Source organism: Rhodanobacter sp. G1, assembly GCF_055397855.1.
In genome coordinates, this window is record NZ_AP039674.1 from 3,346,763 (window position 1) to 3,371,378 (window position 24,616).

22 protein-coding genes are annotated in these 24,616 nt (G+C 69.7%); 10 read left to right on the forward strand and 12 right to left on the reverse strand.

The window, feature by feature from the left end:
- Position 1: 1 nt before the first annotated feature.
- Positions 2-1,393, forward strand: coding sequence for a short-chain fatty acid transporter (locus ACZ5Z2_RS14860; RefSeq protein WP_464761722.1), 1,392 nt, complete (start codon positions 2-4; stop codon positions 1,391-1,393).
- On the opposite strand, the gene ACZ5Z2_RS14865 is transcribed toward ACZ5Z2_RS14860, so the two are convergent.
- The 5 genes from ACZ5Z2_RS14865 to ACZ5Z2_RS14885 form a co-directional block, all read right to left on the reverse strand.
- Positions 1,365-2,441, reverse strand: a complete 1,077-nt coding sequence (locus tag ACZ5Z2_RS14865; protein WP_464759376.1) for an alpha/beta fold hydrolase — start codon at positions 2,439-2,441, stop codon at positions 1,365-1,367. The genes ACZ5Z2_RS14860 and ACZ5Z2_RS14865 overlap by 29 nt on opposite strands.
- Positions 2,442-2,543: 102 nt before the next feature.
- Entirely contained in the window at positions 2,544-3,851 is a 1,308-nt protein-coding gene (locus ACZ5Z2_RS14870) for an ABC transporter permease (protein ID WP_464759377.1), read from the reverse strand.
- Positions 3,852-3,861: 10 nt separating this feature from the next.
- Positions 3,862-5,025 carry an ABC transporter permease gene (locus ACZ5Z2_RS14875; RefSeq protein ID WP_464759378.1) on the reverse strand — a complete coding sequence of 388 codons (1,164 nt, stop codon included), beginning with the start codon at positions 5,023-5,025 and terminating at the stop codon, positions 3,862-3,864.
- Positions 5,026-5,206: 181 nt separating this feature from the next.
- Complete coding sequence (locus ACZ5Z2_RS14880; protein ID WP_464759379.1) at positions 5,207-5,893, reverse strand: ABC transporter ATP-binding protein; 687 nt, start codon at positions 5,891-5,893, stop codon at positions 5,207-5,209.
- 71 nt (positions 5,894-5,964) lie between these two features.
- A complete protein-coding gene (locus ACZ5Z2_RS14885) occupies positions 5,965-7,206 on the reverse strand; it encodes an efflux RND transporter periplasmic adaptor subunit (protein ID WP_464759380.1) in 1,242 nt (413 codons plus the stop codon).
- Positions 7,207-7,333: 127 nt separating this feature from the next.
- On the opposite strand from ACZ5Z2_RS14885, the gene ACZ5Z2_RS14890 reads away from it, so the two are divergent.
- The 6 genes from ACZ5Z2_RS14890 (at position 7,334) to ACZ5Z2_RS14915 (ending at position 15,107) form a co-directional block, all read left to right on the forward strand.
- Positions 7,334-8,020 carry a fumarylacetoacetate hydrolase family protein gene (locus tag ACZ5Z2_RS14890; RefSeq protein ID WP_464759381.1) on the forward strand — a complete coding sequence of 229 codons (687 nt, stop codon included), beginning with the start codon at positions 7,334-7,336 and terminating at the stop codon, positions 8,018-8,020.
- Positions 8,021-8,123: 103 nt separating this feature from the next.
- A complete protein-coding gene (gene mscL / locus ACZ5Z2_RS14895; RefSeq protein ID WP_464759382.1) occupies positions 8,124-8,534 on the forward strand; it encodes a large-conductance mechanosensitive channel protein MscL in 411 nt (136 codons plus the stop codon).
- 152 nt (positions 8,535-8,686) lie between these two features.
- A complete protein-coding gene (locus ACZ5Z2_RS14900; protein ID WP_464759383.1) occupies positions 8,687-10,123 on the forward strand; it encodes a M20/M25/M40 family metallo-hydrolase in 1,437 nt (478 codons plus the stop codon).
- Positions 10,124-10,588: 465 nt separating this feature from the next.
- A complete protein-coding gene (locus tag ACZ5Z2_RS14905; RefSeq protein ID WP_464759384.1) occupies positions 10,589-12,847 on the forward strand; it encodes an ankyrin repeat domain-containing protein in 2,259 nt (752 codons plus the stop codon).
- Between the two features lie 124 nt (positions 12,848-12,971).
- Positions 12,972-14,357 (forward strand): methyl-accepting chemotaxis protein, encoded by a 1,386-nt coding sequence (locus ACZ5Z2_RS14910; protein WP_464759385.1) that lies wholly within the window; start codon positions 12,972-12,974, stop codon positions 14,355-14,357.
- Positions 14,358-14,441: 84 nt separating this feature from the next.
- Positions 14,442-15,107 (forward strand): hypothetical protein, encoded by a 666-nt coding sequence (locus ACZ5Z2_RS14915; protein WP_464759386.1) that lies wholly within the window; start codon positions 14,442-14,444, stop codon positions 15,105-15,107.
- On the opposite strand, the gene ACZ5Z2_RS14920 is transcribed toward ACZ5Z2_RS14915, so the two are convergent.
- From ACZ5Z2_RS14920 to ACZ5Z2_RS14935, 4 genes are read right to left on the reverse strand one after another with little or no spacing between them, the layout of a single operon-like run.
- Positions 15,090-16,298, reverse strand: coding sequence for a Wadjet anti-phage system protein JetD domain-containing protein (locus ACZ5Z2_RS14920; RefSeq protein WP_464759387.1), 1,209 nt, complete (start codon positions 16,296-16,298; stop codon positions 15,090-15,092). The genes ACZ5Z2_RS14915 and ACZ5Z2_RS14920 overlap by 18 nt on opposite strands.
- Entirely contained in the window at positions 16,295-19,720 is a 3,426-nt protein-coding gene (locus ACZ5Z2_RS14925) for an SbcC/MukB-like Walker B domain-containing protein (RefSeq protein WP_464759388.1), read from the reverse strand. The genes ACZ5Z2_RS14920 and ACZ5Z2_RS14925 overlap by 4 nt, the downstream gene beginning before the upstream one ends.
- Positions 19,707-20,339: a DUF4194 domain-containing protein gene (locus tag ACZ5Z2_RS14930; RefSeq protein WP_464759389.1), complete on the reverse strand. Its 633-nt coding sequence runs from the start codon at positions 20,337-20,339 to the stop codon at positions 19,707-19,709. The genes ACZ5Z2_RS14925 and ACZ5Z2_RS14930 overlap by 14 nt, the downstream gene beginning before the upstream one ends.
- A 10-nt stretch (positions 20,340-20,349) precedes the next feature.
- Positions 20,350-21,789 carry a Wadjet anti-phage system protein JetA family protein gene (locus ACZ5Z2_RS14935; RefSeq protein WP_464759390.1) on the reverse strand — a complete coding sequence of 480 codons (1,440 nt, stop codon included), beginning with the start codon at positions 21,787-21,789 and terminating at the stop codon, positions 20,350-20,352.
- 132 nt (positions 21,790-21,921) lie between these two features.
- Between ACZ5Z2_RS14935 and ACZ5Z2_RS14940 the strand changes: the two genes are divergently transcribed.
- Entirely contained in the window at positions 21,922-22,473 is a 552-nt protein-coding gene (locus ACZ5Z2_RS14940) for a HutD/Ves family protein (RefSeq protein ID WP_464759391.1), read from the forward strand.
- Between the two features lie 79 nt (positions 22,474-22,552).
- Here the strand turns inward: ACZ5Z2_RS14940 and ACZ5Z2_RS14945 are convergent, their stop codons facing one another.
- The 3 genes from ACZ5Z2_RS14945 to ACZ5Z2_RS14955 are packed head-to-tail and all read right to left on the reverse strand — an operon-like array spanning position 22,553 to position 23,758.
- Positions 22,553-23,143, reverse strand: a complete 591-nt coding sequence (locus ACZ5Z2_RS14945) for a hypothetical protein (RefSeq protein WP_464759392.1) — start codon at positions 23,141-23,143, stop codon at positions 22,553-22,555.
- Positions 23,144-23,156: 13 nt separating this feature from the next.
- Positions 23,157-23,573: an AHH domain-containing protein gene (locus ACZ5Z2_RS14950; RefSeq protein WP_464759393.1), complete on the reverse strand. Its 417-nt coding sequence runs from the start codon at positions 23,571-23,573 to the stop codon at positions 23,157-23,159.
- Positions 23,570-23,758, reverse strand: a complete 189-nt coding sequence (locus tag ACZ5Z2_RS14955) for a hypothetical protein (RefSeq protein ID WP_464759394.1) — start codon at positions 23,756-23,758, stop codon at positions 23,570-23,572. The genes ACZ5Z2_RS14950 and ACZ5Z2_RS14955 overlap by 4 nt, the downstream gene beginning before the upstream one ends.
- Positions 23,759-23,924: 166 nt before the next feature.
- Between ACZ5Z2_RS14955 and ACZ5Z2_RS14960 the strand changes: the two genes are divergently transcribed.
- Positions 23,925-24,122: a hypothetical protein gene (locus tag ACZ5Z2_RS14960; RefSeq protein ID WP_464759395.1), complete on the forward strand. Its 198-nt coding sequence runs from the start codon at positions 23,925-23,927 to the stop codon at positions 24,120-24,122.
- A gap of 5 nt (positions 24,123-24,127) precedes the next feature.
- Positions 24,128-24,547, forward strand: a complete 420-nt coding sequence (locus tag ACZ5Z2_RS14965) for a YchJ family protein (RefSeq protein ID WP_464759396.1) — start codon at positions 24,128-24,130, stop codon at positions 24,545-24,547.
- The last annotated feature ends 69 nt before the right edge of the window (positions 24,548-24,616 follow it).

Consider the following 24,616-nt stretch of genomic DNA (forward strand, 5'->3'; position numbering starts at 1 on the left):
GATGGCGCGGCTGGCGCTGCGTTGCGCGGCATGGTCGGAACGCTGGTTCCCCGACGCGTGGGTGTTCGCGGCGCTGGGCGTGGCGGTCGTGGCGATCGCCGCGCTGGCCTTCGGTTCGACGCCCGTGGCCACCGTCAACGCGTTCGGCGACGGCTTCTGGAGCCTGATCCCGTTCACCATGCAGATGGCCTTCGTGGTGATCGGCGGCTATGTGGTGGCCACCGCGCCGGTGGTGGCGCGCTTCATCGACTTCCTCGCACGCTTCCCGAAAACCGGCCGCGGCGCGATCTGCTACGTGGCGCTGGTGAGCATGCTGGCCTCGCTGCTGTCGTGGGGCTTCTCGCTGGTGTTCGGCGGCCTGCTGGTGCGCGCGCTGGCGCGGCGCGAGACGCTGCGCATGGACTACCGCGCGGCCGGCGCGGCGGCGTACCTCGGCCTCGGCGCGGTGTGGGCGATGGGCCTGTCCTCGTCGGCGGCACAGCTGCAGGCGAACCCGGCCAGCATGCCACCCGGACTACTGGCGATCACCGGCGTGCTGCCGTTCACCAGCACCATCTTCCTGTGGCAGTCCTTCGCGCTCACCGCCTGCCTGATCGCGGCTTCGCTGCTGGTGTGCTGGTTCACCGCGCCATCGGATCGCAACGCGCGCACGGCGCACTACTTCGGCGTGAGCGAGGCGACGGCCGTGCCGCCCTTGCCGCCGCGCCAGCGCCCCGGCGAGTGGCTGGAATACAGCCCGCTGCTGGCGGTGCTGATCGGCCTGCTGGGCCTGGGCTGGCTGGGCCACGAGTTCGCCACCAAGTCGGTGGTGAGCGCGATCGCCAACCTCAACACCTACAACTTCCTGTTCCTCACCGTGGGCCTGCTGCTGCACTGGCGCCCGCGCAGCTTCCTCGATGCGGTGGCGCGCTCGGTGCCGAGCACGGCCGGCGTGCTGATCCAGTTCCCGCTGTACGGCGGCATCGCCGCCCTGCTCACCCATGCGCAGGGCGCGGGCGGCGTGACGCTGGCGCACCGTCTGTCGCAGCTGTTCGTGCACGTGGCCAGCACCGACAGCTTTCCCGCGGTGATGGGCGCGTACTCCGCCATCCTCGGCTTCTTCGTGCCTTCCGGCGGCGGCAAGTGGCTGGTGGAAGCGCCCTACGTGATGCAGGCGGCGAACGACCTGCACGTGCACCTGGGCTGGGCGGTGCAGGTGTACAACGCCGCCGAGGCGCTGCCCAACCTGATCAACCCGTTCTGGATGCTGCCCCTGCTCGGCGTGCTGGGCCTGAAGGCACGCGACGTGGTGGGCTATACCTTCGTGCAACTGCTGGTGCACGTGCCGCTGGTGATCGGCCTGCTGTGGCTGCTGGGGCTGACGCTCAGCTACGTGCCGCCGGTGATGCCGTAGCCGCTGGCAACGGCGCGTAGCCGGGGCATGCCTTGCCGGGCGCATCCGGCAGGGCGTCGATCCACTTCAGCATCGGTGGAAACAGCCGATCCGTGCGCATCGGCAGCGTGAGGTGCCCCTCGCCGTCGACCTCCACGAAGCGCGCTTGCGGCGAATGCCGCGCGAGGCCGCGCAGGGCGGACGGCGGAATCAACGTGTCGTGTTCGCCGCCCAGGATCAAGGTACAGACCTGCGTTCTCGCCAGGGCGGCACCCGGATCGATCCGTGCCAGGTTCACGCCCAGCGTGCGGTCGGCGCGTGCGATGGCCTCGTCCAGCTCGTGCGAATCAATCCAGCGTGCCAGCCAGCGATGGCCGAACAGGCCGCTGCCTGGCGCGCGGTGGATCGCGTCCACGGCATCCGCATACGGCTCCAGCGCAATCACACCACGCACCTCGGGCAACTGTGGCGCGGCGAACAGGGCCGCCGTGGCGCCATAGGAAGCGCCCAGCAGGTACAGCGGGGCAGGCAGGCGATGCGCTGCTTCCATCTGATGCACCAGATCGACAACGTCTTCCGCCTCGCGTGGGCCGTAACCCACGGGGGCATCTTCGGAACGCCCCTGGCTGCGCAGGTCGGGCATCGCCACCACATAGCCCGCCCCGGCGAACGCCAAGCCCCAGCCCGTCATGGCGCTGCCCTCGGTGCCCCAGGGATGCAGCAGCACGACGCTGCCGCGTGCCGGCAACGGTGCGGCATCCGCCTGTGCCTTGAAACGGAATGCGACGCGGAACGCCACATGGCCGCCTTCGCTCTGTTCCGAAACCGCCTGCGTCACGCCGTAAGCGCGCGGCTGGCCATACCAGTAGGCGATGCGCACGCCTTGCCGCGTTTGCATGGCGTCGTAGCGGAAGCCCGACTGCCCGAGCACCTGGCGAAAGGGTGCCAGCGACTTCTGGTTGGAGCGTCCCGGATGCTCGATCTGTCGCGCCACGAAGCCCACGCATCCGGAAAGCCCCAGCATCGCCAAGGCCGTGCATGGCACGCTCCACCATCTTCCCTGACGCATTCCGCTTCCCCTGCGACGATTGGATGCGGGCGATCATAGCGCCCGCATCGCGGACAGCCGCCAACCCTCACCCATCTCCCGCCGGGAGATGGACTTTCAGGCTCACAGCTCCCGCAGCGCCGTGGTCACCGGCAACCGCGCCGCGCGCACGGCGGGGAACAGGCCGCCGACGAAGCCGATCGCCAAGGCCCACTTCAGGCCCGTCCAGATCAGCGCGGGGCCGACCTTGAACTGGAACATCACGTCGGTGAGGCCGTTGAGCGTGGAGGCGGTGTAGCCGTCGAACACCAGCCACACCAGCAGCGCGCCAAGCAAGCCGCCGGCGAGGGCAAGCAGCATGGTTTCCAGCATCACCGACACCACCACCGGCACGCTGCGGAAGCCGATGGCGCGCAGGGTGGCGATCTCGCGGGCACGCGCGACCACCGCGGCGAACATGCAGTTGAGCGCACCGAACATCGCGCCGATGGCCATGATCACGCCGACAACGATGCCCACCACGCGTATCGTCTTGGCCAGCCCTTCGGACTGCCTCGCGAAGAACTCGCGCGTGGTGTCGGCTTCCACCTTCAGCTTGGGATCGCTGGCCAGCGCCGCCTTAAACGGATCGAATGCCGCCGCGCCGGTGAGCTTCACCAGCACCGATTCGGCGCTGTTGCCGCGGCGGTAGGCCGAGGCCACTTCCTGGCGGTCGGCCCACAGTTCCGAATCGTAGGCGTCGCCGCTGGCGAACACGCCGACCACCTTCCAGCTCTGCCGGCCCAGCTTCACTTCGTCGCCCACGTCCAGGCCGGCGAACTCGCGCTGCGCGCCCTGACCCACCACCAGTTCGTTGAGGCCCGGCTTGAACGCGCGGCCCGCGAGGATCTTCAGTTTCGGCCGCAAGGCCCAGGCCGCATCGTCCACGCCGCGCAGCTGCGCGTTGGCCTCGTCGTCGGAACCTTTCTTGCGCATGTTCGCGGCCACCACCAGCTCGGCCGAGGCCAGCGGCTTGCCGGCGGCATCGCGCGCGATGCCCGGCGCCTGTTCGATGGCGTCCACGTCGTCGCGGGTGAGCACCGACTGCGATTCGGACACCGAGCCGCCGCGCAGCACGATCGCGGTGTCGTCGCGGCCGCCGCTCTGCAGCGTGGCCTGGAAGCCCTGCCCCATCGCCAGCAGCGCCACCAGCACGCCGACCACGCCGGCGATGCCGACCACGATCACCGACGACGAACCCAGCCGCTGGCGCAACGTGCCCACGCCCACCGCGGTCACCGAGCCGGCCTGGCGGCCGCTGCGCGTGAGCGCCATCCACAGCGCCAGCGCCACGGCGAGCGCCGCGACGCCGAACCACGGCAGCGCCGTCCATGCCGTCAGTGCCGCCGCGACCAGCACCAGCAGGCCAAAATTGATCAGGAATTTCTTCATGGCGTGCTCCTCACCGGCCGCTCAGGGCGTCGACAATATTCAGGCGCATCGCGCGCCACGCGGGCGGCAGTCCCACCACCACGCCGATCAGAACCATCAGCAGCACGCCGGCCAACCAGGTGCTGCCGGACACCGCATGCACCGGCACCATGCCGCCGCTGGCGGCGCCAATGCCGGGCACGATCAGCGACACCAGCGCCAGCCCGACCACGCCGCCGAGCAGCAGCAGCAGCACGCCTTCGGTCAGCACCATCGCCAGCACGCTGCGGCTGGAGAAGCCGATGGTCTTGAGCACCGCCAGCTCCGAGGTGCGCTCGCGCACCGCCTGCATCATGGTGTTGCCGGTCAGCAGCAGCAGGGTGAAGAACACCGCGCCCATGATCGCGCTGACGATCAGGCCGATGTTCACCAGTTGCTTGATGAAGGAGGCCTGGAACGCCTGCTCGGTCTGCGCGCGGGTCTCGTGGTCGGAGTTGGCCGAGATCGCGTCGATCGCCTTCGCCACCGCGTCGGCCCGCGCCGGGTCGGCCACCTTCACCACGTACCAGTGCACGGTGCCGGCGCCGAAGGCGTTGTTCTCGTCAAAGTATTTCCAGTGGAACATCAGCATCTGCTCGCGCCCGGCGTCGCGGGGATCCTTCGCATGGAAGATGCCCGTGATGTCGAACGTCCAGGTGCTGTTGCCGCTGGCCTTGGACGGGAAGATGGTGGACTGCAGCGGGATCTTGTCGCCGATCTTCCAGCCGAAGCGCTTGGCCAGCGCGGCGCCCACCACGGCGCCGGTGCGCGTCTTGTCCCAGGCGGCACGCTGGTCGGCCGGCAGATCCAGTTCCGGATACAGGTCGAAGTAGTTCGGGCTCACCGCGAAGCTGACGACCTGGTTGCGCGGATCCTGGTAGACGCCGCCGAACCAGTTCGCCGAGGCCACCGACGCCACGCCCGGCACCGCGGCGATGCGCGCGCCCAGGCTTTCGGGCAAGGGCTGCTGCATCGACATCTTCGAGTTCACGATCAGCCGGCCCGCGCCCGCCACGCTGTCGCCCGCGTCGAAGGCCTGACGCACCGAGTCGAGCAGGCCGAACAGCACGAACGCGGCCATGATCGACACCAGGGTGAGGAAGGTGCGCGACTTGCGCCGGAACAGCGCGGCCCAGATGAGGTGGAAATATTTCATGGCGTTGACTCCCTGGCATTTTCCCTTCTCCCCCTCGGGGAGAAGGTGCCCAGAGGGCGGATGAGGGGCGCGTGCTCGCGAGGGAATATCTCGGAGCGTAGTTTCATCGAGCCACGCAGCAAGATTGCCCCCTCACCCCAGCCCTCTCCCCGACGGGGAGAGGGAGAAAGCAAGTGCGCGTTCATGCCGCCACCTGCCCGGCCAGGGTGCCCTTGTCCAGATGCAGCGTGTGATCGGCGTACTCGGCGGCCTTGGGGTCGTGGGTGACCATCACGATGGTCTTGCCGTGCTCGCGGTTGAGCGTGCGCAGCAGGCCGAGCACGTCCTCCGCGCTCTGGCGGTCGAGATCGCCGGTGGGCTCGTCGCACACCAGCAGGGTGGGATCGGAGACGATGGCGCGGGCGATCGCCACGCGCTGCTGCTGGCCGCCGGAGAGTTCGCTGGGCTTGTGCGAGGCGCGCTCGGCCAGGCCCACCAGCTGCAGCGCGATGGCCGCGTTCTTCCGGCGCTGCGCACCCGAGAGCTTGGTGAGCAGCAGCGGCAGTTCCACGTTCTTCTGCGCGCTCAGCATCGGCATCAGGTTGTAGAACTGGAACACGAAGCCCACGTTGGACGCGCGCCACTTCGCCAGCGCGCCGCCGCCCAGCTGGTCGATGCGCGAACCGGCCACGCTGATGCTTCCGGCGGTAGGCGAGTCGAGGCCGCCGATCAGGTTGAGCAAGGTGGTCTTGCCCGAGCCCGACGGCCCCATCAGCGCGAGGAAGTCGCCCTCGGCGATGTCGAGGTCGATGTGGTGCAGCACCTCGACCTTCTGCTTGCCGCGCTGGTAGACCTTGGAGAGGTCGCGAATCTGGATCAGTGTGTCCATGGCGTTGCTCCGATGGATGTTGGCCGGATGGAGGGTTCGATGCCCGCGCCCGCCCGTTGCGGGCGCGTCAATCAGTGGGAGGGCTTTTCCGTCTGGACGTCCGAACCGTCGCGCAGCGCGGCCGGCGGCGACAGCACCACCGCGTCGCCCGCCTGCAGCGCGTCCGGGATCAGCTTCATGTCGCCGTAGTCCTGCGCCGCCGGCTGCACCGCGCGCAAGTGCGCCTTGCCGCCGGCGACCACGAACGCCACGCTGCGGCCGTCGCGCTGCACGATCGCCTTCGCCGGCACCAGCACGCCCTTCGGCGCCTGCGCCACGTCCGTCGACTTCTGTTCGAGGAAGGACACGCGCACGCCCATGTCGGGCACGATGCGCGCATCCTTCCGCTCCAGCGCCACGCGCACCTTCACCGTGGCCTTGCCGCGGTCGGCGGCGGGCACGATGGCGATCACGTGAGAGGGAATCCGCCAGTCCGGGTAGGCGTCGAGCACCGCCTCGGCGGGCATGCCGGGCTTCACGCGGCCGATGTAGGCCTCGTTGACGTCCACGTCCACTTCCAGCGAATCCATGTCCACGATGGTGCCGATGCCGGTGCGGGTGAAGCCGCCGCCGGCGGAGAACGGCGAGACGATCTCGCCGACCTGGGCGTCCTTGGTGGTGATCACGCCGTCGAACGGCGCGCGCACCACGCAGTAGTCGAAGTTGACCCGCGCCTCGGCCACCTGCGCGTCGGCCGACGCCGCGGTCTTCTGTTGCGCGAGCAGTTGGGCGCGCGTGCTGTCGGCCAGCGTGCACGCCTGCTCCGCCGTCTGCTTCGGCACCAGGCCCTGCACGGCCAGCGACTGCTGGCGCGCGGCATCGCGCAGGTTCTGCGCCAGCTGGGCCTGGTATTGGGCCACCAGCGCATGCGCAGCGGCGGCCTGCGTCTGCGCCGCATCCAGCGCGGCCTTGTAGGCGCTGTCGTCCAGCCGGGCCAGCACCTGGCCCTTCTTCACGTGATCGCCTTCCTCGATCAGCACCGCGGTAAGCGTGCCGGTGATCTGCGCCGACACCGTGGCCTGCCGCCGCGCGGTGACGTAGCCGGTGGCCTGCAGCACCGCGCCGGCACCCGGGTCGCTGGCCGGCGACACCGCCATGGCGGTCTGCACCGCGATGGCGCGATGGCCCATCGCCCACCAGGCGCCGCCGCCGATCAGCGCCAGCAGCAGCACCGCGGCACCAGCGATCCACGGCCAGCGCGGCATGCGCCCGTCGTGTGCCTCGCGCTGGTGGCGCTCGATGCGCAATTCCTTCAGCAGATCGGTATTGCTCACCGCAGTCCCCTCGATGGTTTCATGCCGGATACGGTAGGTTCGGCACCCTGCGCGCGACACGGGCAAGCATCAGGCGTCGCGCGTGACAGCTGTCATCCGGCGTCCACGAGGCGCTACGCTAGGCGGCATGGACTACGCCATCGCCCCGCATGCCATCCCCAGCCTGCCGGTACTCGGCAGCACGCTGCGCTTCCCGGTACGCCGTATCTTCTGCATCGGCCGCAACTACGCCGACCATGCGAAGGAAATGGGCGCCGCCGTGGAACCCGGCCGGCCGATGTTCTTCTGCAAGCCGGCCGACGCGGTGGTGACCGACGGCGCCGACGTGCCCTATCCCTCCGCCACGCAGGAACTGCACCACGAAGTGGAGATGGTGCTGGCGCTGGGCGCGGGCGGCCGCGACGTGCCGGCGGAGCGCGCCGCCGCGCTGGTGTGGGGCGTGGGCGTGGGGCTGGATCTCACCCGCCGCGACCTGCAGGCGCAGGCCAAGGCCAAGGGTCATCCGTGGGACGTGGCCAAGGCCTTCGACCATTCCGCGCCGGTGTCGGCGCTGCGCAGGCTCGACGGCGCCCTGCCCGGCCCGGACACCGAGCTGCGCCTCGCGGTGAACGGCACGCTGCGCCAGCACGCACGGCTGGGCGAGATGATCCACGACGTGCCGCACGTCCTCGCCGCGCTCTCCACGCTGTTCGAGCTCCAGCCCGGTGACCTGGTGTTCACCGGCACGCCCGCCGGCGTGGCCGCGCTGGAACGCGGCGACCGCTTCCACGCCGAACTCGCCGGCTACGCCGAACTGGCTGGCCGCGTCGCCTGAACCGCCGCGGGATTCCGCCACCCCGGCCCGCATGCCGGAACAGCGCATGCTGCGCTAGAGTCTCTCCAGCCATCCGGCTTATCACCCACGGGGAGTAGCACCAATGAGCATGCTGCAGGAATTCAAGGCATTCGCGATGCGCGGCAACGTGCTGGACATGGCCGTCGGTATCGTGATCGGCGGCGCGTTCGGCAAGATCGTCAGCTCGCTGGTCAGCGACGTCATCATGCCGCCGATCGGCGTGCTCACCGGAGGCATCGATTTCTCCGCGATGAAATGGGTGCTCAAGCCCGCCGACGACAGCGATCCCAAGCACAAGATCGCCGAGGTGGCGATCAACTACGGCAGCTTCATCAACACCATCATCACCTTCGTCATCGTCGCCTTCGCGATCTTCATGCTGATCAAGGTAGTGAACCGCCTGCAGAAGAAGCAGGAAGAGACGCCCGCCGCGCCGCCGGCCGACGTGGCCCTGCTCACCGAGATCCGCGACCTGCTGAAGAACAAGCAGTAGGCCGTAAGGATTCGGCATCCTGTTTCCTGGCCGTCATTCCGGCGCAGGCCGGAATCCAGCGATCACGGGGCTCGGATGTAGCGCAGCCCCAACTGGATCCCGGCCTGCGCCGGGATGACGGGCAAAACCCACTCCAACCGGGAATCCCGCGCATGCGCCGCCCTGCCCTCACCCTGCTCGCCGCCGGCCTGCTGCTTGCCGCAGGCGCGGCCAGCGCCGCCGACACCGTCATCCCCGATGCGGCCGTAAAGACGGCCGAACGGTTGCGCGACAAGGCACTGCACGACGGCACCGCCTACGCCGTGCTGCAATCGCTCACCACCGAAATCGGCCCGCGCCTCGCCGGCGGCGACGCCGACCAGCGCGCCCGCGACTGGGCGGTGGCGAAGTTCAAGGCGCTGGGCTTCGACAAGGTCTACACCGAGCCGGCGACCTATCCCAAGTGGGTGCGACGCCATGAGAGCGGCGCCATCGTGGCACCGTTCCCGCAGCACCTCGTGCTCACCGCGCTGGGCTATTCGCCGGGTACGCCCAAGGGCGGGCTTACCGCGCAAGTCGTCGGCTTCGACAGCCTCGCCGCGCTGAAGGCCGCCGCCCCCGCCGCGATCAAGGGCAGGATCGTCTACGTGGGCTACCGCATGCAGCGTCACCAGGACGGCCACGACTACGGCATGGGCTCGGCGGTGCGCACGGCCGGCCCGGTGATCGCCGCAGAAAAGGGTGCCGCCGGCTACCTGCTGCGCTCGGCCGGCACCGACGCGCACGAGCGCATCGCCCACACCGGCGTCACCGGCTTCAAGCCCGGCGACAAGGGCATCCCCGCCGCCGCGCTGTCCAACCCCGACGCCGACCAGCTCGAACGCGTGCTGGCCTACGGCAAGCCGGTGACGGTGAAGCTCAACCTCGACTGCGGCATCGTGGGCGAATACACCGGCGCCAACGTGATCGGCGAGATCACCGGCAGCAAATACCCGAACCAGGTCGTCGCCATCGGCGGGCACCTGGACTCGTGGGATCCCGGCACCGGCGCGATCGACGACGGCGCCGGCATCGCCATCTCGATGGCCGCCGCCAAGCTGATCCGCGACCTGCCGCAGCGCCCCGACCGCACCATCCGCGTGATCGCCTTCGCCAACGAGGAGATGGGCCTGTGGGGCGCGCGTGCCTACGCCGACAGGCACGCGAAGGAAGTCGCGGACTTCATGCTCGGCACCGACTCCGACCTCGGCGCCGGCAAGGTCTACCGCATGAGCGCCAGCGTGAAGCCGCAGGCGCGCCACGCCATCGAACAGATCGCTGCCGTGCTCGAGCCGCTGGGCGTGGCCTACGACGCCGCGCGACCCGGCGGCGGCGGTTCCGACCTCGGCTCCATGCACGCAAAAGGCATGGCCGCGCTCACCCTCGACCAGGACGCCACGCGCTACTTCGACTGGCACCACACCAGCAACGACACGCTGGACAAGGTCGATCCCAAGGAACTGGCGCAGAACGTGGCGGCGTACGCGGCGTGGTCGTACATGGCGGCGCAGGCCGATGGCGATTTCGGTTCCGCGCCGGAAGCATTCGCCGGGGATGGCGCCGAGGAGTGAGGCTGCCTCTCGCCGCGACAGCGCCCTCAGGCGAGCTCGGATTTTGCTCGTCATCCCGGCGCAGGCCCACTACTGTCCGGAATAATTTTGAACATTCGTGGCCGGGGTCTTTCTCGTCATTCCGGCGCAGGCCGGACAAGCGCGAAGCGCGCAGAACGCCCGCAGGGCGGCCCCGAAGGGGCGAGCGAAGCGAGTCATCCAGTGGCCGTGCGGCCTGAGCGAACATGGTCGCTACTGGATCCCGGCCTTCGCCGGGATGACAGTCTGGATAGGTGGTCGTTATCGGAAATGAAGTCGCCTTCTCGCCATGCTTCGTGCAAGCGGCGCGGGCCTTCATCCTTCGACACCATCCCCAGATTATTCCGGACAGCAGTGGGCGAAGGCCGGGATGACGAGCAGGAAGTCGATCAACCAGACCCTCCCTGAACCAGCGACAGGTTCATCTCCGCACATCGAGACTCGACCATGCAGGAAGCGGCCCGCACCACATCGCCCATCACCCGGCCCCGCATCGCGCACGCACGCTGGCTCGCCATGCTTGCGCTGTGCGTACCGTGCTTCACCGCCGGCGCCAGCATGTCGCCGGCAAGCCCGGCCTGCGCTGCAGGGCAGCCGGGATGCGCGTCCAGCGCCAGGCCAAAGGTCGCCGTCGACGCGGACGAATGGAAGAACGCCGGCGATCCCCGCGGCCTGATGGTCGTCATCCAGTCCAACCTCGATCGCGTGTCGGCGGGACAGCCCGTCTGGCCGGCGCCCAAGGGCGTTGTGCCCGATGCCCGTGTGCAGATCGTCGATGCCTACGCCGATTTCCTGCGCGGCGATTTCGAGGGCATGGATGCGTCGATCGCGAAAGCCGAGCAAGCCGCCGATGAGTTTCGCCCGACATTCCCTGGGCAAAAGAGCTATGACTGGAAAACAGACAACTCAGGGTTCTACCGGAGCTTCGCCTCGGCCACACAAAACCAGTCACCACTGATCCGTCTTTACGCCGCACTGCGCGACGTGGATGGCAGCTTGTTCAGGATGCTTGGCAACCCGTTCGACCGCACAGGCAACGTGATGGGCATCGGCTTTGCGACCACATCGCCCGTGGACGGAACGTGGGTGCGCCTGCCCTGCCGCACGGTGATCGGGCGCGTGCCGCAGTTCGTCGCGGCTGACAACATGCTCAAGGCGCTGGGTGGCCCCGTGCTCGATTGCCCCGTGGATGGGCCGGTCGACTACTCGAAAGACGAAGCGCTCGCGCTCCATCCAGGGCAGTTGAACCCGCACGTCACGCCGCCGCCCGCCGCGAGCCGGGCTGTCGCTGCAAGCAGCGAACCAGCCCTGTCACCATCCGGAAGCCGCTACGCCGCACTCGATGAGATGGACACGCAGCCGCAGCAGGCCGCCCCCATCCTCGAACATTATTCCCACGTGGACGCACAGGGCGAACTCGACTACGCGTTGTTCCTGCACAGCTTCGAGCCACGGACGCCTGCGCGCGACGCCATCATCCGCGCACTGCAAAGCGACCTGTACCAGAAAGCGACATCTTCACCAGGAAAGGTCAACGACTTCCCGCTTATGCCCTACGACGGCAGCGACGATTCGCTGCTCAATATCATTCGGCTGGCTTCAGAAACCGGCATCACGAACAGCTCGTACTACGACATTCCCTGTCCGCTCCTGATTGCACACCCTGCGCTTATCGCCGCCACCGACGAGTACTACGGCAGCAACCGCGACAACTTCATGCCCCGCTCGGGTTGCGCCGAGAGCGACTTCGAACGCATGGGATTCCCAGCCAAGGCAGTGACAGCCTTCGAAACAGCTTCCACCGAGGCCGACGGCAACTTCATCGATTCATTCCAAGGCTCGGCGGGCTATGGCTTGGCGACCGCGCAAAACGCTGCCAATGAGCAACTACGACTGAACCCGCGATACTTCCTGCAAGCGAATCTTCTCCACGCGCCCACCCCCAGTTTCGATTATCCGTACCAGGTCTGGGGCTACACCAGCCTCAACAACTACGCCGTAAGCCAATACCTGCGCAAGCTCTACGTCGCCGCCCACGACCAGCTTTCCACCTACTACCGCAAGCAGATGCACCTCGACCGTGCCGACAGCGAGCAGGCCGCCAAGATCGCCTTGTTCATGGCAACGTGGGGAGGAAACTGTGGCGGCAGCGTTCCCGCGACATCGCTGCGGAGGATGCTGCTGGAACACGCGTCGCTGCACGACATCGCGCAGCAGCTGGACGGCAACGATCACACCGATGCCCCGGAAATCAGCGCCTGCGCCCAGTACGCCGGCGTGGATCCGCTGCTGCTGGTCGCGGTGGCCGACCCCGCGGCCTTCCCGCAGGTGTTGCAGCACGAACCCGACGTCGACGAACGCAACGCCATCGGCAAGACCGCGCTGATGGAAGCCGCGCAATTCGACCAGGCCGGCATCGCGAACCTGCTGCTGCAACAGCACGCCGCGGTCAACGCGACCACCTGGGGCGTCCAGGGCGGCTTCAGCCAGCCACTCGGCGACGACGCCCGCACCGCCCTGATGTACGCCGCCGCCAACGGCTCGCCGGATCTGATCAAGGCCTTGCTGGACGCGGGCGCCGACCCGCAGCAGGCCGACACCAAGGGCCATCGCGCCATCGACTACCTGCTGGGCTACGGCCCCACGCCGCCGAACCCGCACCTGGATGCGCGCCAGCGCGCGCAGGCCGCGCAGTGGCTGTTCTGATGCGCGTGCGGCGCGTTTGCCGCACGCGCAGCCGGTGACGAAACAGCCGCTTGCTCCTCAAGTCCCGTCCGTCCCTGCCGCTATCGTGGCGAGAAGGATGACGCCCGAGCTCGGGGAGAGCCGTATGACCACGACCCTGTATTCCCTGTTCGATCGCCTGCGCGGCCTGCGCTTCGAGCACCTGCGCAAACTGCGGCAGGCATGGCAAGACCAGCGCGAGCGGCATGACCTGCTCGGCCGCGTCGAGGCCATCGACCGCGTGCAGGCGGTGATCCAGTTCGCGCCGGACGGCACGATCCTGGAGGCCAACGACAACTTCCTGCGCTGCTTCGGGTACGACCGCGAGCAGGTCGTCGGCCAGCACCATCGCATGTTCGTGGATCCCGCCGAGCGCGGCAGCGAGGCCTACCGCGAGTTCTGGCGGCGGCTCGGCGAGGGCGAGCCGCACAGCGGCCTGTTCCGGCGCATCGACGCCAACGGCCGCGAGGTCTGGATCCAGGGCAGCTACAGCCCGATCCGCGACCCGCTCGGACGCGTGCGCCGCGTGGTCAAGCACGCCACCGACGTCACCGAGCAACGCCTCGCGGCGGCGGACATGGAGGGCAGGCTCGCAGCCATCGACCGCGCACAGGCCGTCATCACCTTCGACCTCGATGGCGTCGTGCAGGACGTCAACGACAACTTTCTCGCCGCGATGGGCTACCGGCGCGACGAGGTGATCGGCCAGCACCACCGCATGTTCGTCGAAAAGAAGGAGCGCGAAAGCGCGGCCTACCCCGAATTCTGGAAGCGCCTGCACGACGGCGAGTACAACGCCGGCCTGTACAAGCGCGTGCGCCGCGACGGCAGTCCGGTGTGGCTGCAGGCCAGCTACAACCCCATCCTCGACGCCTCGGGCCGGCCGCACAAGGTGGTCAAGCTGGCCACCGACGTGACGCGCCAGACGATGGCCGCGCAGGCGCTGCGCCGCTCGGTCGAGGAGCTCAACGCCACCGTGCCCGCGATCGCCGGCGAGGCGCAGACCGCCAACAGGCTGGCCGCCGAAGCCACCGAGAGCGCGAACGCCGGCAGCGCATTGGTGGCGCGGCTGGTGGCCGACATCGCCGACATCAACCAGCACTCCAGGGACATGAGCGAGATCATCTCGGTGATGAACTCGATCGCCTTCCAGACCAACATCCTCTCGCTCAACGCCGCGGTGGAGGCCGCGCACGCCGGCGAACTGGGCAAGGGCTTCGCGGTGGTGGCGCAGGAGGTGCGCGCGCTGGCGCAACGCAGCGCCGAGTCCGCCAGGAACATCCAGGCCCTGGTGCAGAGCACCACCGATGCCGTGACCAGCTGCGCCGGCCATGCCGAGCGCGCCGGCCAGTCGATGCAGGCCATCACCGGCTCGTCGGGCCAGGTGGGCCAGTTGATCCGGCAGATCGCCGACGATGCCCGCGCGCAAGCCAACGGCCTGGCCCAGGCAAGCCGCACCATCGCCGAACTGCAGGCGGGCAGCGCAAGCTGAGCAACCGATCCGGGCGCGCCTTCATACCGCTGTCGCAAACCCGGGGTAAAACGCACTTCCGTCGATACTGCCCGCGAGGCGCCGATGGACGGGTTCGCGCATTTCCTCGCACAACGCAAAGCCGACCTGGCGCAACTCGCCCGCGCTACCCGCGGCGAGCACAGCCAGGCGGACGTCTGCCAGCAGGCGTGGCTGGAAGCGTGCGAACTGGCCGTCGAGCAGGGCCGGGCGCCCGACTTTCTCGACACGGAATTCCAGCGGCAGGTGATCCATCGCCTGTACCGCAGGCTGTACCACGCCGGCCGCTGGTTCCGTTCCGGCGTGCGGCTGGATCATGGGTTCGGCGACGACGATGCCCACCCGCTGGCCCGCCGCCTGGTCAGCGACGAAGGGCGCGACACGCTGTCCGGGCTGTTGGATGCCGAAGCCACGGCGGCGGACGCGCCGGACGAGGATCGCCTGCCGCTCTCGCTGGCGCTGGCCTGGGTGATGCTGCTGCGCCTGCACGACCGGCGCATGCGCACCGTCGCCGCCCGGTTGCTGATCTCCGCTTCCCACGCCTACCGCTGCTGCGCCAGGGCAAGGTGGCTGGCCGCCCACCAGCTTCCGATTCCGCTTCAACGCGAACCGGGCAACGCGCCGCCGCAGCTCGGGCCCTGGCGCCGGCGACGCGCGGAACGCGTTCCGCGGCAACTGGCTTTCGACTTCGGCGACCGGTCGGATCTGCTGCGCTCATCCGCCGCCGGTTGAATCCGGTTCGGGCATCGCGGGATCGAGCCGTTCCTGTTCAAGACGGATCGGTTGCCGTGCCAGCGCCTCGGCCACCTGCGGCCAACCGGCGCGCACGGCCCAGCGCTGCATCGCGGCGAGCAGCGCGGCATCGGGCGCTTCCGCGCCTTGCGCCACCGCGGGCGGCAGCGCCGCCGGCGACATCCGCCAGGGCAACAGCATGCGCCCCGCCTCGTTCGCCGCGGCGGCGAGCGCGGCGGCGATGCGGAAGCCGCCTTCGTCGATGTCGCCCCAATGGAAGACCGCCATCGCCGGCGGCAACGCGCGCAGCACGCGCACGTAGGCCGCGCGCCACGCCGGCGAGGGCATGCCGCCGGTGTAGAGCAGCAGCGCGTCGGCGCAACCTTCCGCCTGCGCCGCATCGTGGAAGCTGGCGAGGTTCTCGATGCTGAGCACGCAGCGCGCCGTGGTGGCCACCGACTGCAGGGATTCGACCGGCAGCCCCAGGTAGGGCCGCACCAACGGCAACACGGTGTCGGCCAGCGTCGCCGTGCCGCGCCCCGCCAGCAGCAAAGGCTGCGGCTCGCGGCGCAGCCCGATGGACGACCACACGTCCTCCCGGGCGAGGCCGCTGGCGGCCAGTTCGCCGGTGACCAGCAGCTCCAGCCACGGCGTGAGCTTTTCCAGCCGCTTGCTGTCGCCGAACAGGCGCGCGCTCTCGCGGCGCAGGATGCGCTCGTGGCCGGCGTCGTCCGCACGCGCCGCCACGGCGCGCGCGGCATCGGCCAGTTCGGCGGCGGCTTCGGGGCCGTGGCCGCGCAGCTTGCGGCCCTGGCGCCAGGCGGCGACGGCTTCGTCCAGCACCGGGAAGCGGGCGCGCCACGGCGCCAGCCAACGCTCGGCTTCCGCCACGCGTTCGTCCAGCAAGGCTGCTCCCAGGTGGCGCGCCAACACGGGCAGGTCGGCCACGGTGAGGCGCAGCAGCTTCGTGCCGTCGCCGCGATGCGCGTCGCGTTGCACGGCAATCGCGCCGGTGCGTTCGGCCAGCGCGATCTCGGCGTGGAAGGCTTCCAGCTCGGGCAGCGCGGCGAGGCTGGCCGTGTATTCGGCCACGCTGGCCATGGGCTGCGACACGCGCTCGTCCGCGCCGCGCCGCCGCGCGCTCTCGGCGCGGCGCAGCAGGCGTTCCAGCACGCGCCGCGCGGGGCTCACGCCTGTGCCTGCTCGCGGGCGATGCGCGCGGCTTCCTCGGCCAGCAGTTCGGGATGCAGGTCGAACTGGTCGCTGAGCAGCAGCTCGCGCGCTTCCTGCGTCATCTCCATGCGCATGGCCTGCAGCAGGTCGCCGTCGCGGAACAGCTCGATGTAGCTGTCCAGCACGCCGGACAGCGTGCCCTGCGCGGTGTCCGGCGCGGCCAGCACCAGTTGCAGGCCCAGCGAGCGCAGGTAGTCCACGGTGGCGCGCGCGTTCTGCGCGTCGATCTTGTCGCCGAACTCGTCGAGCAGGATCAGGCCGATGCCGCCGGGATGCGCCTCGCTCTTGCCGTAGGCGGCGGCCAGCGCGGCGCCGGCGATCACGTACAGCGGCGCGCGGTGCTCGCCGCCGGAGCCGGAACGCATGCGCTCGCTGAGCGAGCCGATCACCTTGTCGTCGTGGCGGATCTGCACCTCGAAACGGAAGAAGCGGCGGTAGTCGTCCAGCGGCGAGGCGGCGCCGCGCTGCGCGGCGTTGTCCTCGATCAGCTCGCGGAACGCCGCCGGCACCTCGCCCGCGCCGTCGAAGAGGTTGTCCTCGCCGCCCACCTCGACCACGCGCTGGATGAAGCGGTACAGCTCGCGGTATTCGGGCGCCACCTCGTGGTGGAACTGGTAGCGCTCGTTGTTGGAGAAGGCGGGGCTGGCGCGCAGCGTGCGGTTGAGCGTGTTGACCTGCGTCCGCAGGCGGTCGAAGTTGTCGTGCAGCGTGCTGGCCACGTTGCTGCGGAAGGTTTCCGTGGCGGTGGCGTACGCGCGGTCGGCTTCCTCCCTGTAGTTGGCCAGCTCGCTGTCGCGCAGGTGGGCGAGCTCCTTTGCCAGCAGGCGGCGCGCGGCGCGCCAGTCCACCGTGTCGAATTCGATGGCGAGGGCGTGATCCTTGGCGTATTGCGCCAGCGCGCTCCACGCCTCGGGCAGCAGGTTCCCGAGTTGCCTGTCGCTGTCCTGCGCGCGCTCCTCGCAGCGCCGGCTGCGCTCTTCCAGCGCCGGGTATTTCGCGTCCAGTTCCTCGCGCAGGCGCTCGACGCGGTTGGGGTCGACGTCGGGATGGCGGAACGCCTCCACGGCGCGCTGCGCCACCAGGTCTTCCTGCGCCTGCAAGCCTTCGAGCAGGCGCTGCGCGTTCTTCTCGGCGCCTTCGTCCACCGCCACCTTGCCGAGCAGCCCGTCGCGCAGCTTGCGGCATGCGGCGAGGCGGTCGTGCAGCTCGCGCACCTGTTCGGCGAGGCGCAGCAGGTCGGGATCGGCCGCGGCATCGCGGTTCTCCAGCGCCGCGCGATAGCGCTGCTCCACCTGCCGGTGTTCCAGCACGCGGTCGCGCAGCGCCTGCGCGGCCTCGTCGGGGTTGGCCAGCCGCGCGAGGCCGCGCTGGCAGGCTTCGGTACGGCGCAGCTCGGGTTCCAGCGCGCGCACCGCGCGTTCGGCGGCGTCGATCTCCTCGCGCAGCACGCGCAGGCGTGCGCGGTTGTCGGTGGCGCCGATGCGGAGCTCGCCGCTGGCGGGCAGGCGCAGGCGCTCGATGCTGCCGCCCTTGGCGAGCAGGCCGTCGCGGGTGAGGCCCTGCCGGCTGGCGATGAGTTGCGCCTCGCTGTCCACGCAGCGCAGCTCGCCCAGTTGGCGGCGCAGGTAGGCCAGCGCCTCGGCGTTGTCGCCGCCGAGCAGCGCGGCCACGCTGCCGGGTTCGGGCGACCCGGCGCCGCGGCCGCGGCGGTTCTGGCTGGAGAGCGCGAGCTTGACGCCGTAGACGCTGCGACCGCCGGCCAGCGCGCGGTACAGCTTCACCGCGCGCTCCTCGTCGGCGGCGGGGATCAGCAGCGCCTCCACGTTGCTGCGCAGGTAGGCCTCGATCGCCGGTTGCCACGCGGCATCGTCCACCCGCACCAGGTCGCACACCGGCCGCGCGTCGATGCCCTCGTCGCGCAGGTAGCCCATCAGGCGCACCACGTCGGCGTTCAGCTCCGCCTGGCCGGCGGCGAGGCGCTTCTGGTTCTGCCGCGCGGCGGCGAGCTTGCCCTGCGCCTCGTCGAAGCGCGCGTGCAGGGTACGCGCGTGGCCGTCCAGCGCGTCGATCAATGGCCGTGCGGCAGTCAGCGCCTGCCGCGCCTCGCCGTGCATGGATTCCGCCGGCCACGGCAGCGCGGCCTCGTCGGTGAGCTTCGACAGCGCCTCGTGCCACGCATTCCAGCTGGCCTGCGCGCTGGCCAGCGCGTCGGCATCCACGCCGGGCAGGCCGAGCGCACCCAGCGCCTGCCACTGCTCGCGCACGAAGGCGACGTCGCGCGCGAGTTCCCTCTTCAGCCGCGCCAGTTCCGCGCGGTCGCGCCCGGCCAGTTCGTCGATCTGCGCCTGCTCGCCGTAGCCCTGGCTGCCTTGCAGGCGTGCATTGGCCTGCGCGTGGGCGTCCTCGGCGGCCTGCTGCTCGTAGCCGGCTTCCTCCAGCGCGCGGCGCGTGCCGGCCAACTGGTCGGCGGCGGCCGCGCAGGCCAGCTCGGCCTGCTCCACCTGCTCGGCGAGCAGGTCGCGCGCGTACTCGGCGCCCAGCGCGCGGTGGCTGGCCGCGCGCGTGGCCTGCTGCGCGATCCTGTCGTATTGCGCATCCACCGTCTCGGCAGCGGCGATGCGCGCCACCACCTGCTCGATCTTCTCCTTGAGCTGGCGGAAGGTTTCCAGCAGGGCGCGGAAGCGCGCGATGTCGGTGGGGCGATCCTCGGCGACCAGCGTGCGCACGAACAGATCCACGTCTTCCACGCGCTGCAGGTTCAGCGCGTTCTGGAACGCCTTGCGATAGGCGTTGACATCGGGATGCGCGGCGGGCGCGGCGCGCAGGCGGAACAGCAGATCCTTGACGAAGCGCTCGCTGCTGGTGTGCAGCTCGGGCTTGCCGCCGGCCTCGCGGCAGCGGCGCACGGCCAGTTCCTTGAACGTGGCCCATTCCAGCGGCAGACGGCCGTTCGCCTCGAGATGGTCGGCCAGTTCCAGCGCCACGCCGGGCACGATGTACTGGCCGTAGATGCGGTGGTCGGGCTCGTCGGCGGAGGCGCCCAGCGCGATGCCGGCGCTGAGCGTCGCGCCCGTGTCCTGGTCGCGGAACACCAGGGTGACGTAGGTGGTGGCGGTGCGGCGCTTGCGGCCTTCCTCGCCGCTGCGGTACACGCCGAGGCAGTAGTCGCGGATGCTGCGCGCGCGGGCGCTGCCGCCAGCCTGCGCGTTGAAGCGGATGCGCGAACGGTCGCCGCCCAGCAGCACCAGCTGCAAGGCGTCGAGCAGCGCGCTCTTGCCCGCGCCGTTGGGCGCGATGATGGCGCTGGTGGCGTCGAGCTCCAGCGTCTGCGCCTCGAACAGGAAGAACTGCACCAGGTGCACGCGCTCAAGCAGTTGCATCGTCGTCCTCCGTGGCGTCGTCGCCGGCGTCCGCGTCGTCGCGATTGTGCTGATCCAGCCGCTGCAGCCATTGCTCGCCGGCGATCTCCACGATGGCAGGGCGCGCGCGCAGGTGGAAGGGCTGCGGATCGTCGCCCTCGGATTCCACCAGCCGGCATACGCCCCAGCGCCTGAGCGTGCGCGCCAGCGCGCGCAGCGCGCCGACGTCGGGCATCGCGCGGGCAGCGAGCGCCTGGTAGGCCTCCTGCAACTCGGGCAGTTCAACCACCACCTCGCCCTGCTCCTCGATCTGGCCCTGCCGCGCGGCCTCGTCGTAGCGCTGGCGCAGCACCAGCAGCAGCAGGGTTTCCTCCAGCGTCACCGGCGCGCCCTCGCCGTGCGCGGGCATGGCGACCATGTAGCGGTAGTGCGCGTTGCGCTCCAGCCGGATGCCCAGCGGCGCCAGCGCGGCCACGTAGTCGTCGAAGTGGTCTTCCACCAGGTGGTAGGCCGTGCGCGCCGCGCGGTCGCTGGCGTAGAGCACCTGCTCCGTGACCAGCCGGTAGGCGGCGCGCTCGAAATCGGCGGCGAGGTGGATGCCGTTGGATTGCTGGCTCAACTGGTTCCAGCTGCGTTTCATGCGTGGCCCTTCAGGCGATGTTCTTCAGGCGGTGGACGACGAAGCGCGGCGCGCGCAGGTAGCCGTTGTCGGCGCGCTCGCCCGCGTCCAGCAGCTCCACGCGGAAGCCGCGCGCGACGCGGCCGAGCGGATCGTCGCGGCGCAGGCCGCCGATGCGGTGGCTGCGCAGCGCCAGGGTGAGCAGGGTCTGGTAGGCGCGCAGGTCTTCGATGGAGGCGATGCCGAGCCGGGCGGAATCGACGCTGCCCGCGTGCGGCAGGTGGCGCGCCACGTAGCGCGCCATGTCCTCGGCGTTGACCAGCCGCGCGCGCTTCATCCGCCGCAGCAGGCTGAGCCGCGCGAGCTGCTCGGGCGTGGGATGCTCGACGACGCTGGCGCTGCGCGGGATCGGCTGCGGCTTGCGGCGCGGCGGCCGCAGCTGCGATTCGTCCATCAGCGCGCCCGGTGCCACCGGCAGGCGCAAGGCGTCTTCCGGCGCATTCAGCGCGCCGCGGATCGCACGCCTGAGCAGCACGTCGAGCTTCGCCGGCGCGCGCAGCCGGTAGTCGAGGAAGGCCAGCGCGCGGCGATTGGCCTGGCGGATGTCCTCGTCGAGGCGGCCGAGGTATTCGTCGATGCGTTCCAGCTCGCGCAGCCGGCGCAGGCTGCGTTGCAGGCGCTCCGCCGCGCGCGTGTCGTCGCCGCCGGTGAGGTGTTCGCGGTACCAGCCCAGCACGGTGTCGTGAAGCGCGGTGCCTTCCACCTGCTGCGCCATCGCTAGGATCGCGCTGCGCCGCGCCAGCGGGTGGTCGGCCTTGTGCAGGTCGGCGTAGTCGCCCACGAAGAAGCTCGACACGTAGCGCTCGAACCACTGCCGCGCGAACTGCGCGGTGGTTTCCGCGCGGCTCAGCTCCGGCATCAGGTCGCGCACCTTGAGGCTCATCGAGGACAGCGACACCAGCAGCCGGCGCGCCTGGTCGGCGGCCTCGTCCAGCGCGTCGCCGAAGGCGTGGCCCTCCACCACCTGGCGCAACTGCAGCTCGATCGAGCGCACCTTGGCGGAGACGAAGGTGGGGCCGTGCTCGGCGAACTCCACCAGCGCGGAGAGGAACTGCGCCACCTGCGGCAGCATCGCCACCATCTCGCGCGCGCCCACGCGCTCCTGCCGCAGCCAGCCGCTGGAGCGGAAGCGCTCGTAGATCGCGTTCGCGCGTTCGGGCAGCGAGGCGCCGGGCAGGTCGCCCTCCTCGCTCACCCACGGATCGTCGGTGAGCAGGTAGCGCTCGATCGCCGCGGTGATCTCGCGGCGCGGGAAGCCGATGCTGGGCGGCAGCGGCGCGTTGGGGCCGAACAGCTCGTCGAACAGCCGGCACAGCAGGGCCCAGTAGCGCTCGCGGTTGGGACTGGCCAGCGGCGCGAACAACCCGCCCGGCACGACCGCGAACAGGGGCGGCGCAACATCGGTGCTCAAGCGGGAATCCGTCCGGTCATGTCCAGCGTCTCTGTCGATCGACCGGAATTATGCCGCATGGCGCAGTGGAAACTTGCGGACGGGCGGCCGCGCGCCGCTACCATGCGGCACCCGCAACACCCGAGGCGCGCCATGCCCATCGTCAGACTCGCCGACTGCCCCGCCCGGCCCTGGAAGAACGGCCAGGGCCGCACGCGCGAGCTGCTCGTGCATCCGGCCGGCGCGGGCATGGACGATTTCCTGTGGCGCGTGAGCATCGCCGAGGTGGACAGCGCCGCGCCGTTCTCCGCCTTCCCCGGCATCGACCGCGTGATCGCCCTGCTGGACGGCGACGGCTTCACCATGCACCTGGCCGACGGCCGCACGCACGCGCTCACCACGCCCTGTGCGCCGTTTGCGTTCCCCGGCGAGCTGGGCGTGGACGTGGCGCTGGCCGGCGGCCCCAGCCGCGACTTCAACCTGATGTGCCGACGCGAACGCGTGCGCGGCATGCTCACCGCCGTGCATAGGCCGGGGCGGCACGTGCTGGCGCCACACACGGCGCTGGTGTTCTGTGCCCGCGGCCAGATCGACACCGACGACGGGCCGCTCGCTGCCGAGCAGGCCTGGTTGCCCTCCGGCGCCGGCCACTGCGTGCTGGACGCAGACGCGGAGGCCCTGATGGTTCGGGTGGAGTTTCCCTGAAACCCCGCCATGCGTCATCGTTTCCGGCGCGGCGCATTCGCCTCGGAATACCCCCCGAACGTCGGGATACGTTGGCTCCCTACAGGCTGGGCTTGGGCGGCGCGCACTCGATGCCGCTCAGCCCGGCCGACGCGACCAACTCCTCGATGATCGCCTTGCCGGCATCGTTGACATAGATGCGCGACATCGCCGTCGCCGGATCCTTGAACACGGCGGCCTCGCTGGGCACATTCGACGTGTCGAACACTTCAAGCCGTATGTGGCCGAGCGCACTGCGCTCCGAGTGCTCGGCATCCACGCACGACACCAGGTGGGTGACGTTATAGAAATACCGCGTGCCAGGCGCCGCCTCGTTGTAGAAATGACGCGGATCGAGCCCCGTCTCGCTGCGAAGCTCAAGCAGCTGCCCGAATTGGGCGAGGAACGGGCCGAGCACCTCGTACGCACGGGCGCTCAGCACCAGCGCACCCGGCACCATGGCACTGATATCGGCGGGCGGCTTTTTATGCTTTTTGCGCGAGCTGTCGGCAAAGCCGATGCGGGGCACATGCCTCCAGTCGAGCGGCTCGCCATTGGCATCGAACAAGTAAGCGCGCATGTCACGCGTATCAAGCGGAACCACCATCGAAAAATCGTTGATGGAGGCGCAACGCAATTCCCAGATCGTCATCGATGTATCCACGTCAAAGCGGCAGCAAGCCAGTCAATATCGCTGTCCGGAGATTCTTCAATGTGGCGCGACATGCGTTGGCATCTCCTGGCTTTACACGCCGCAGTTCGGCGTAAACAGTAAAGTGGTATTCCTCATGGTGATGAGGATCGTGGCGCGGTGCGTCAGGGTGGCCGGGCAACTTGTTGGAGGAGCTGGGCAAGAAGACCCCGTTATCGACATCGTTGATGCCAATGCCACAATCGAAAATTCGTTTGCGCGAAAGCTCTGCTTCCGATGCACGCAAGGCGACAATGTGATGGGCACACACCTCCGCCGGGCGCGACCGGGCCGTCCCTTGAACAAGGTTCCGCGACAAGGTTCGCCGGTGGTTGTAGTCGCGGCGCTCCGCATTTGCACTGAGCACTTCCGCCGACGTCGGCAGGGTCATGCCGTTGCGGTAGCGTACGCGCGCTTTTCCTCGCGGGTCAGCAGCTGGTTGCGCAACTGGTACGAGTTGACGTCGCGGGATTGGCCAGCGATGCGGTTGGCCGCCAGCGTCAGATCCAGCAGCGCGGCTGGCACGGTGGGTGCCAACACACCGGTCGTCTGGAGTTCGTGCGGCTTTGCCGTCATGGCCTGTCCTTTGGCTGCGCCCGGGCTTGCTGCCATTCTTGGCGGTGAGTCAGTATGCCATGGCAAACGACACCGGTTTCGCCCGCTGAAACCCTGCCATGCGTCATCTGTCCGGCGCGGCGCAATTCGCGCCAGAATGAACACCCCTGACCGTCGAGGTGAAGCCATGGCCGCCTTCCTGCTCTGGCTGTTGCTGCTGGTGTTCTGCTGGCCGCTCGCGCTGCTGGCGCTGGTGCTCTATCCCATCGTGTGGCTGGTCTGCCTGCCGTTCCGGCTGGTGGGCATCACGGTGGGCGCGGTGTTCTCCTTCCTCGGCGCCCTGCTGATGCTGCCGGCCCGCGTGCTGCGCGGCCGGCCTGCCTGATCGCCTTGAAGGCGGTCGACACGCTCACGCCCTGCCCCTGCGGCAATCCCGCCGGCTACGCCGCGTGCTGCGGCCCGCTGCACGACGGCAACGCCGTGGCCGACAGCGCCGCGCAACTGATGCGCTCGCGCTACAGCGCCTACGTGCTCAGGCGCGAGGACTATCTGCTGGCCACCTGGCACGCCGACACCCGCCCCGCCTCGCTGCGGCTCGCCGCGCAACAGCCCGCGCCCACCTGGCTGGGCCTGGACGTGCGCGAGGAGCGGCGCATCGACGACGCACACGCCACGGTGGAATTCGTGGCCCGCTACCGCCTGGGCGGCGGGCGCGCGCAGCGCCAGCACGAGATCAGCCGTTTCGTGCGCGAGGCGGGGCGCTGGTATTACGTGGACGGCGAACTGATGCAGGAACACCCAGGCGCATGACGGCCCCTGGCTTCGGCCAGGACGAAAGCCATCGCGCACGAAGGCATGCTCCCACGTGACCCGGGACGC

What these genes read in the sequence shown, in the direction of transcription:
- ACZ5Z2_RS14860 (WP_464761722.1), top strand. Translation starts at nt 2, where the DNA reads ATGGCGCGGCTGGCGCTGCGTTGCGCGGCATGGTCGGAACGCTGGTTC.
- ACZ5Z2_RS14865 (WP_464759376.1), bottom strand. Translation starts at nt 2,441, where the DNA reads ATGCGTCAGGGAAGATGGTGGAGCGTGCCATGCACGGCCTTGGCGATG.
- ACZ5Z2_RS14870 (WP_464759377.1), bottom strand. Translation starts at nt 3,851, where the DNA reads ATGAAGAAATTCCTGATCAATTTTGGCCTGCTGGTGCTGGTCGCGGCG.
- ACZ5Z2_RS14875 (WP_464759378.1), bottom strand. Translation starts at nt 5,025, where the DNA reads ATGAAATATTTCCACCTCATCTGGGCCGCGCTGTTCCGGCGCAAGTCG.
- ACZ5Z2_RS14880 (WP_464759379.1), bottom strand. Translation starts at nt 5,893, where the DNA reads ATGGACACACTGATCCAGATTCGCGACCTCTCCAAGGTCTACCAGCGC.
- ACZ5Z2_RS14890 (WP_464759381.1), top strand. Translation starts at nt 7,334, where the DNA reads ATGGACTACGCCATCGCCCCGCATGCCATCCCCAGCCTGCCGGTACTC.
- mscL (WP_464759382.1), top strand. Translation starts at nt 8,124, where the DNA reads ATGAGCATGCTGCAGGAATTCAAGGCATTCGCGATGCGCGGCAACGTG.
- ACZ5Z2_RS14900 (WP_464759383.1), top strand. Translation starts at nt 8,687, where the DNA reads ATGCGCCGCCCTGCCCTCACCCTGCTCGCCGCCGGCCTGCTGCTTGCC.
- ACZ5Z2_RS14905 (WP_464759384.1), top strand. Translation starts at nt 10,589, where the DNA reads ATGCAGGAAGCGGCCCGCACCACATCGCCCATCACCCGGCCCCGCATC.
- ACZ5Z2_RS14910 (WP_464759385.1), top strand. Translation starts at nt 12,972, where the DNA reads ATGACCACGACCCTGTATTCCCTGTTCGATCGCCTGCGCGGCCTGCGC.
- ACZ5Z2_RS14915 (WP_464759386.1), top strand. Translation starts at nt 14,442, where the DNA reads ATGGACGGGTTCGCGCATTTCCTCGCACAACGCAAAGCCGACCTGGCG.
- ACZ5Z2_RS14925 (WP_464759388.1), bottom strand. Translation starts at nt 19,720, where the DNA reads ATGCAACTGCTTGAGCGCGTGCACCTGGTGCAGTTCTTCCTGTTCGAG.
- ACZ5Z2_RS14930 (WP_464759389.1), bottom strand. Translation starts at nt 20,339, where the DNA reads ATGAAACGCAGCTGGAACCAGTTGAGCCAGCAATCCAACGGCATCCAC.
- ACZ5Z2_RS14940 (WP_464759391.1), top strand. Translation starts at nt 21,922, where the DNA reads ATGCCCATCGTCAGACTCGCCGACTGCCCCGCCCGGCCCTGGAAGAAC.
- ACZ5Z2_RS14945 (WP_464759392.1), bottom strand. Translation starts at nt 23,143, where the DNA reads ATGACGATCTGGGAATTGCGTTGCGCCTCCATCAACGATTTTTCGATG.
- ACZ5Z2_RS14950 (WP_464759393.1), bottom strand. Translation starts at nt 23,573, where the DNA reads ATGACCCTGCCGACGTCGGCGGAAGTGCTCAGTGCAAATGCGGAGCGC.
- ACZ5Z2_RS14955 (WP_464759394.1), bottom strand. Translation starts at nt 23,758, where the DNA reads ATGACGGCAAAGCCGCACGAACTCCAGACGACCGGTGTGTTGGCACCC.
- ACZ5Z2_RS14960 (WP_464759395.1), top strand. Translation starts at nt 23,925, where the DNA reads ATGGCCGCCTTCCTGCTCTGGCTGTTGCTGCTGGTGTTCTGCTGGCCG.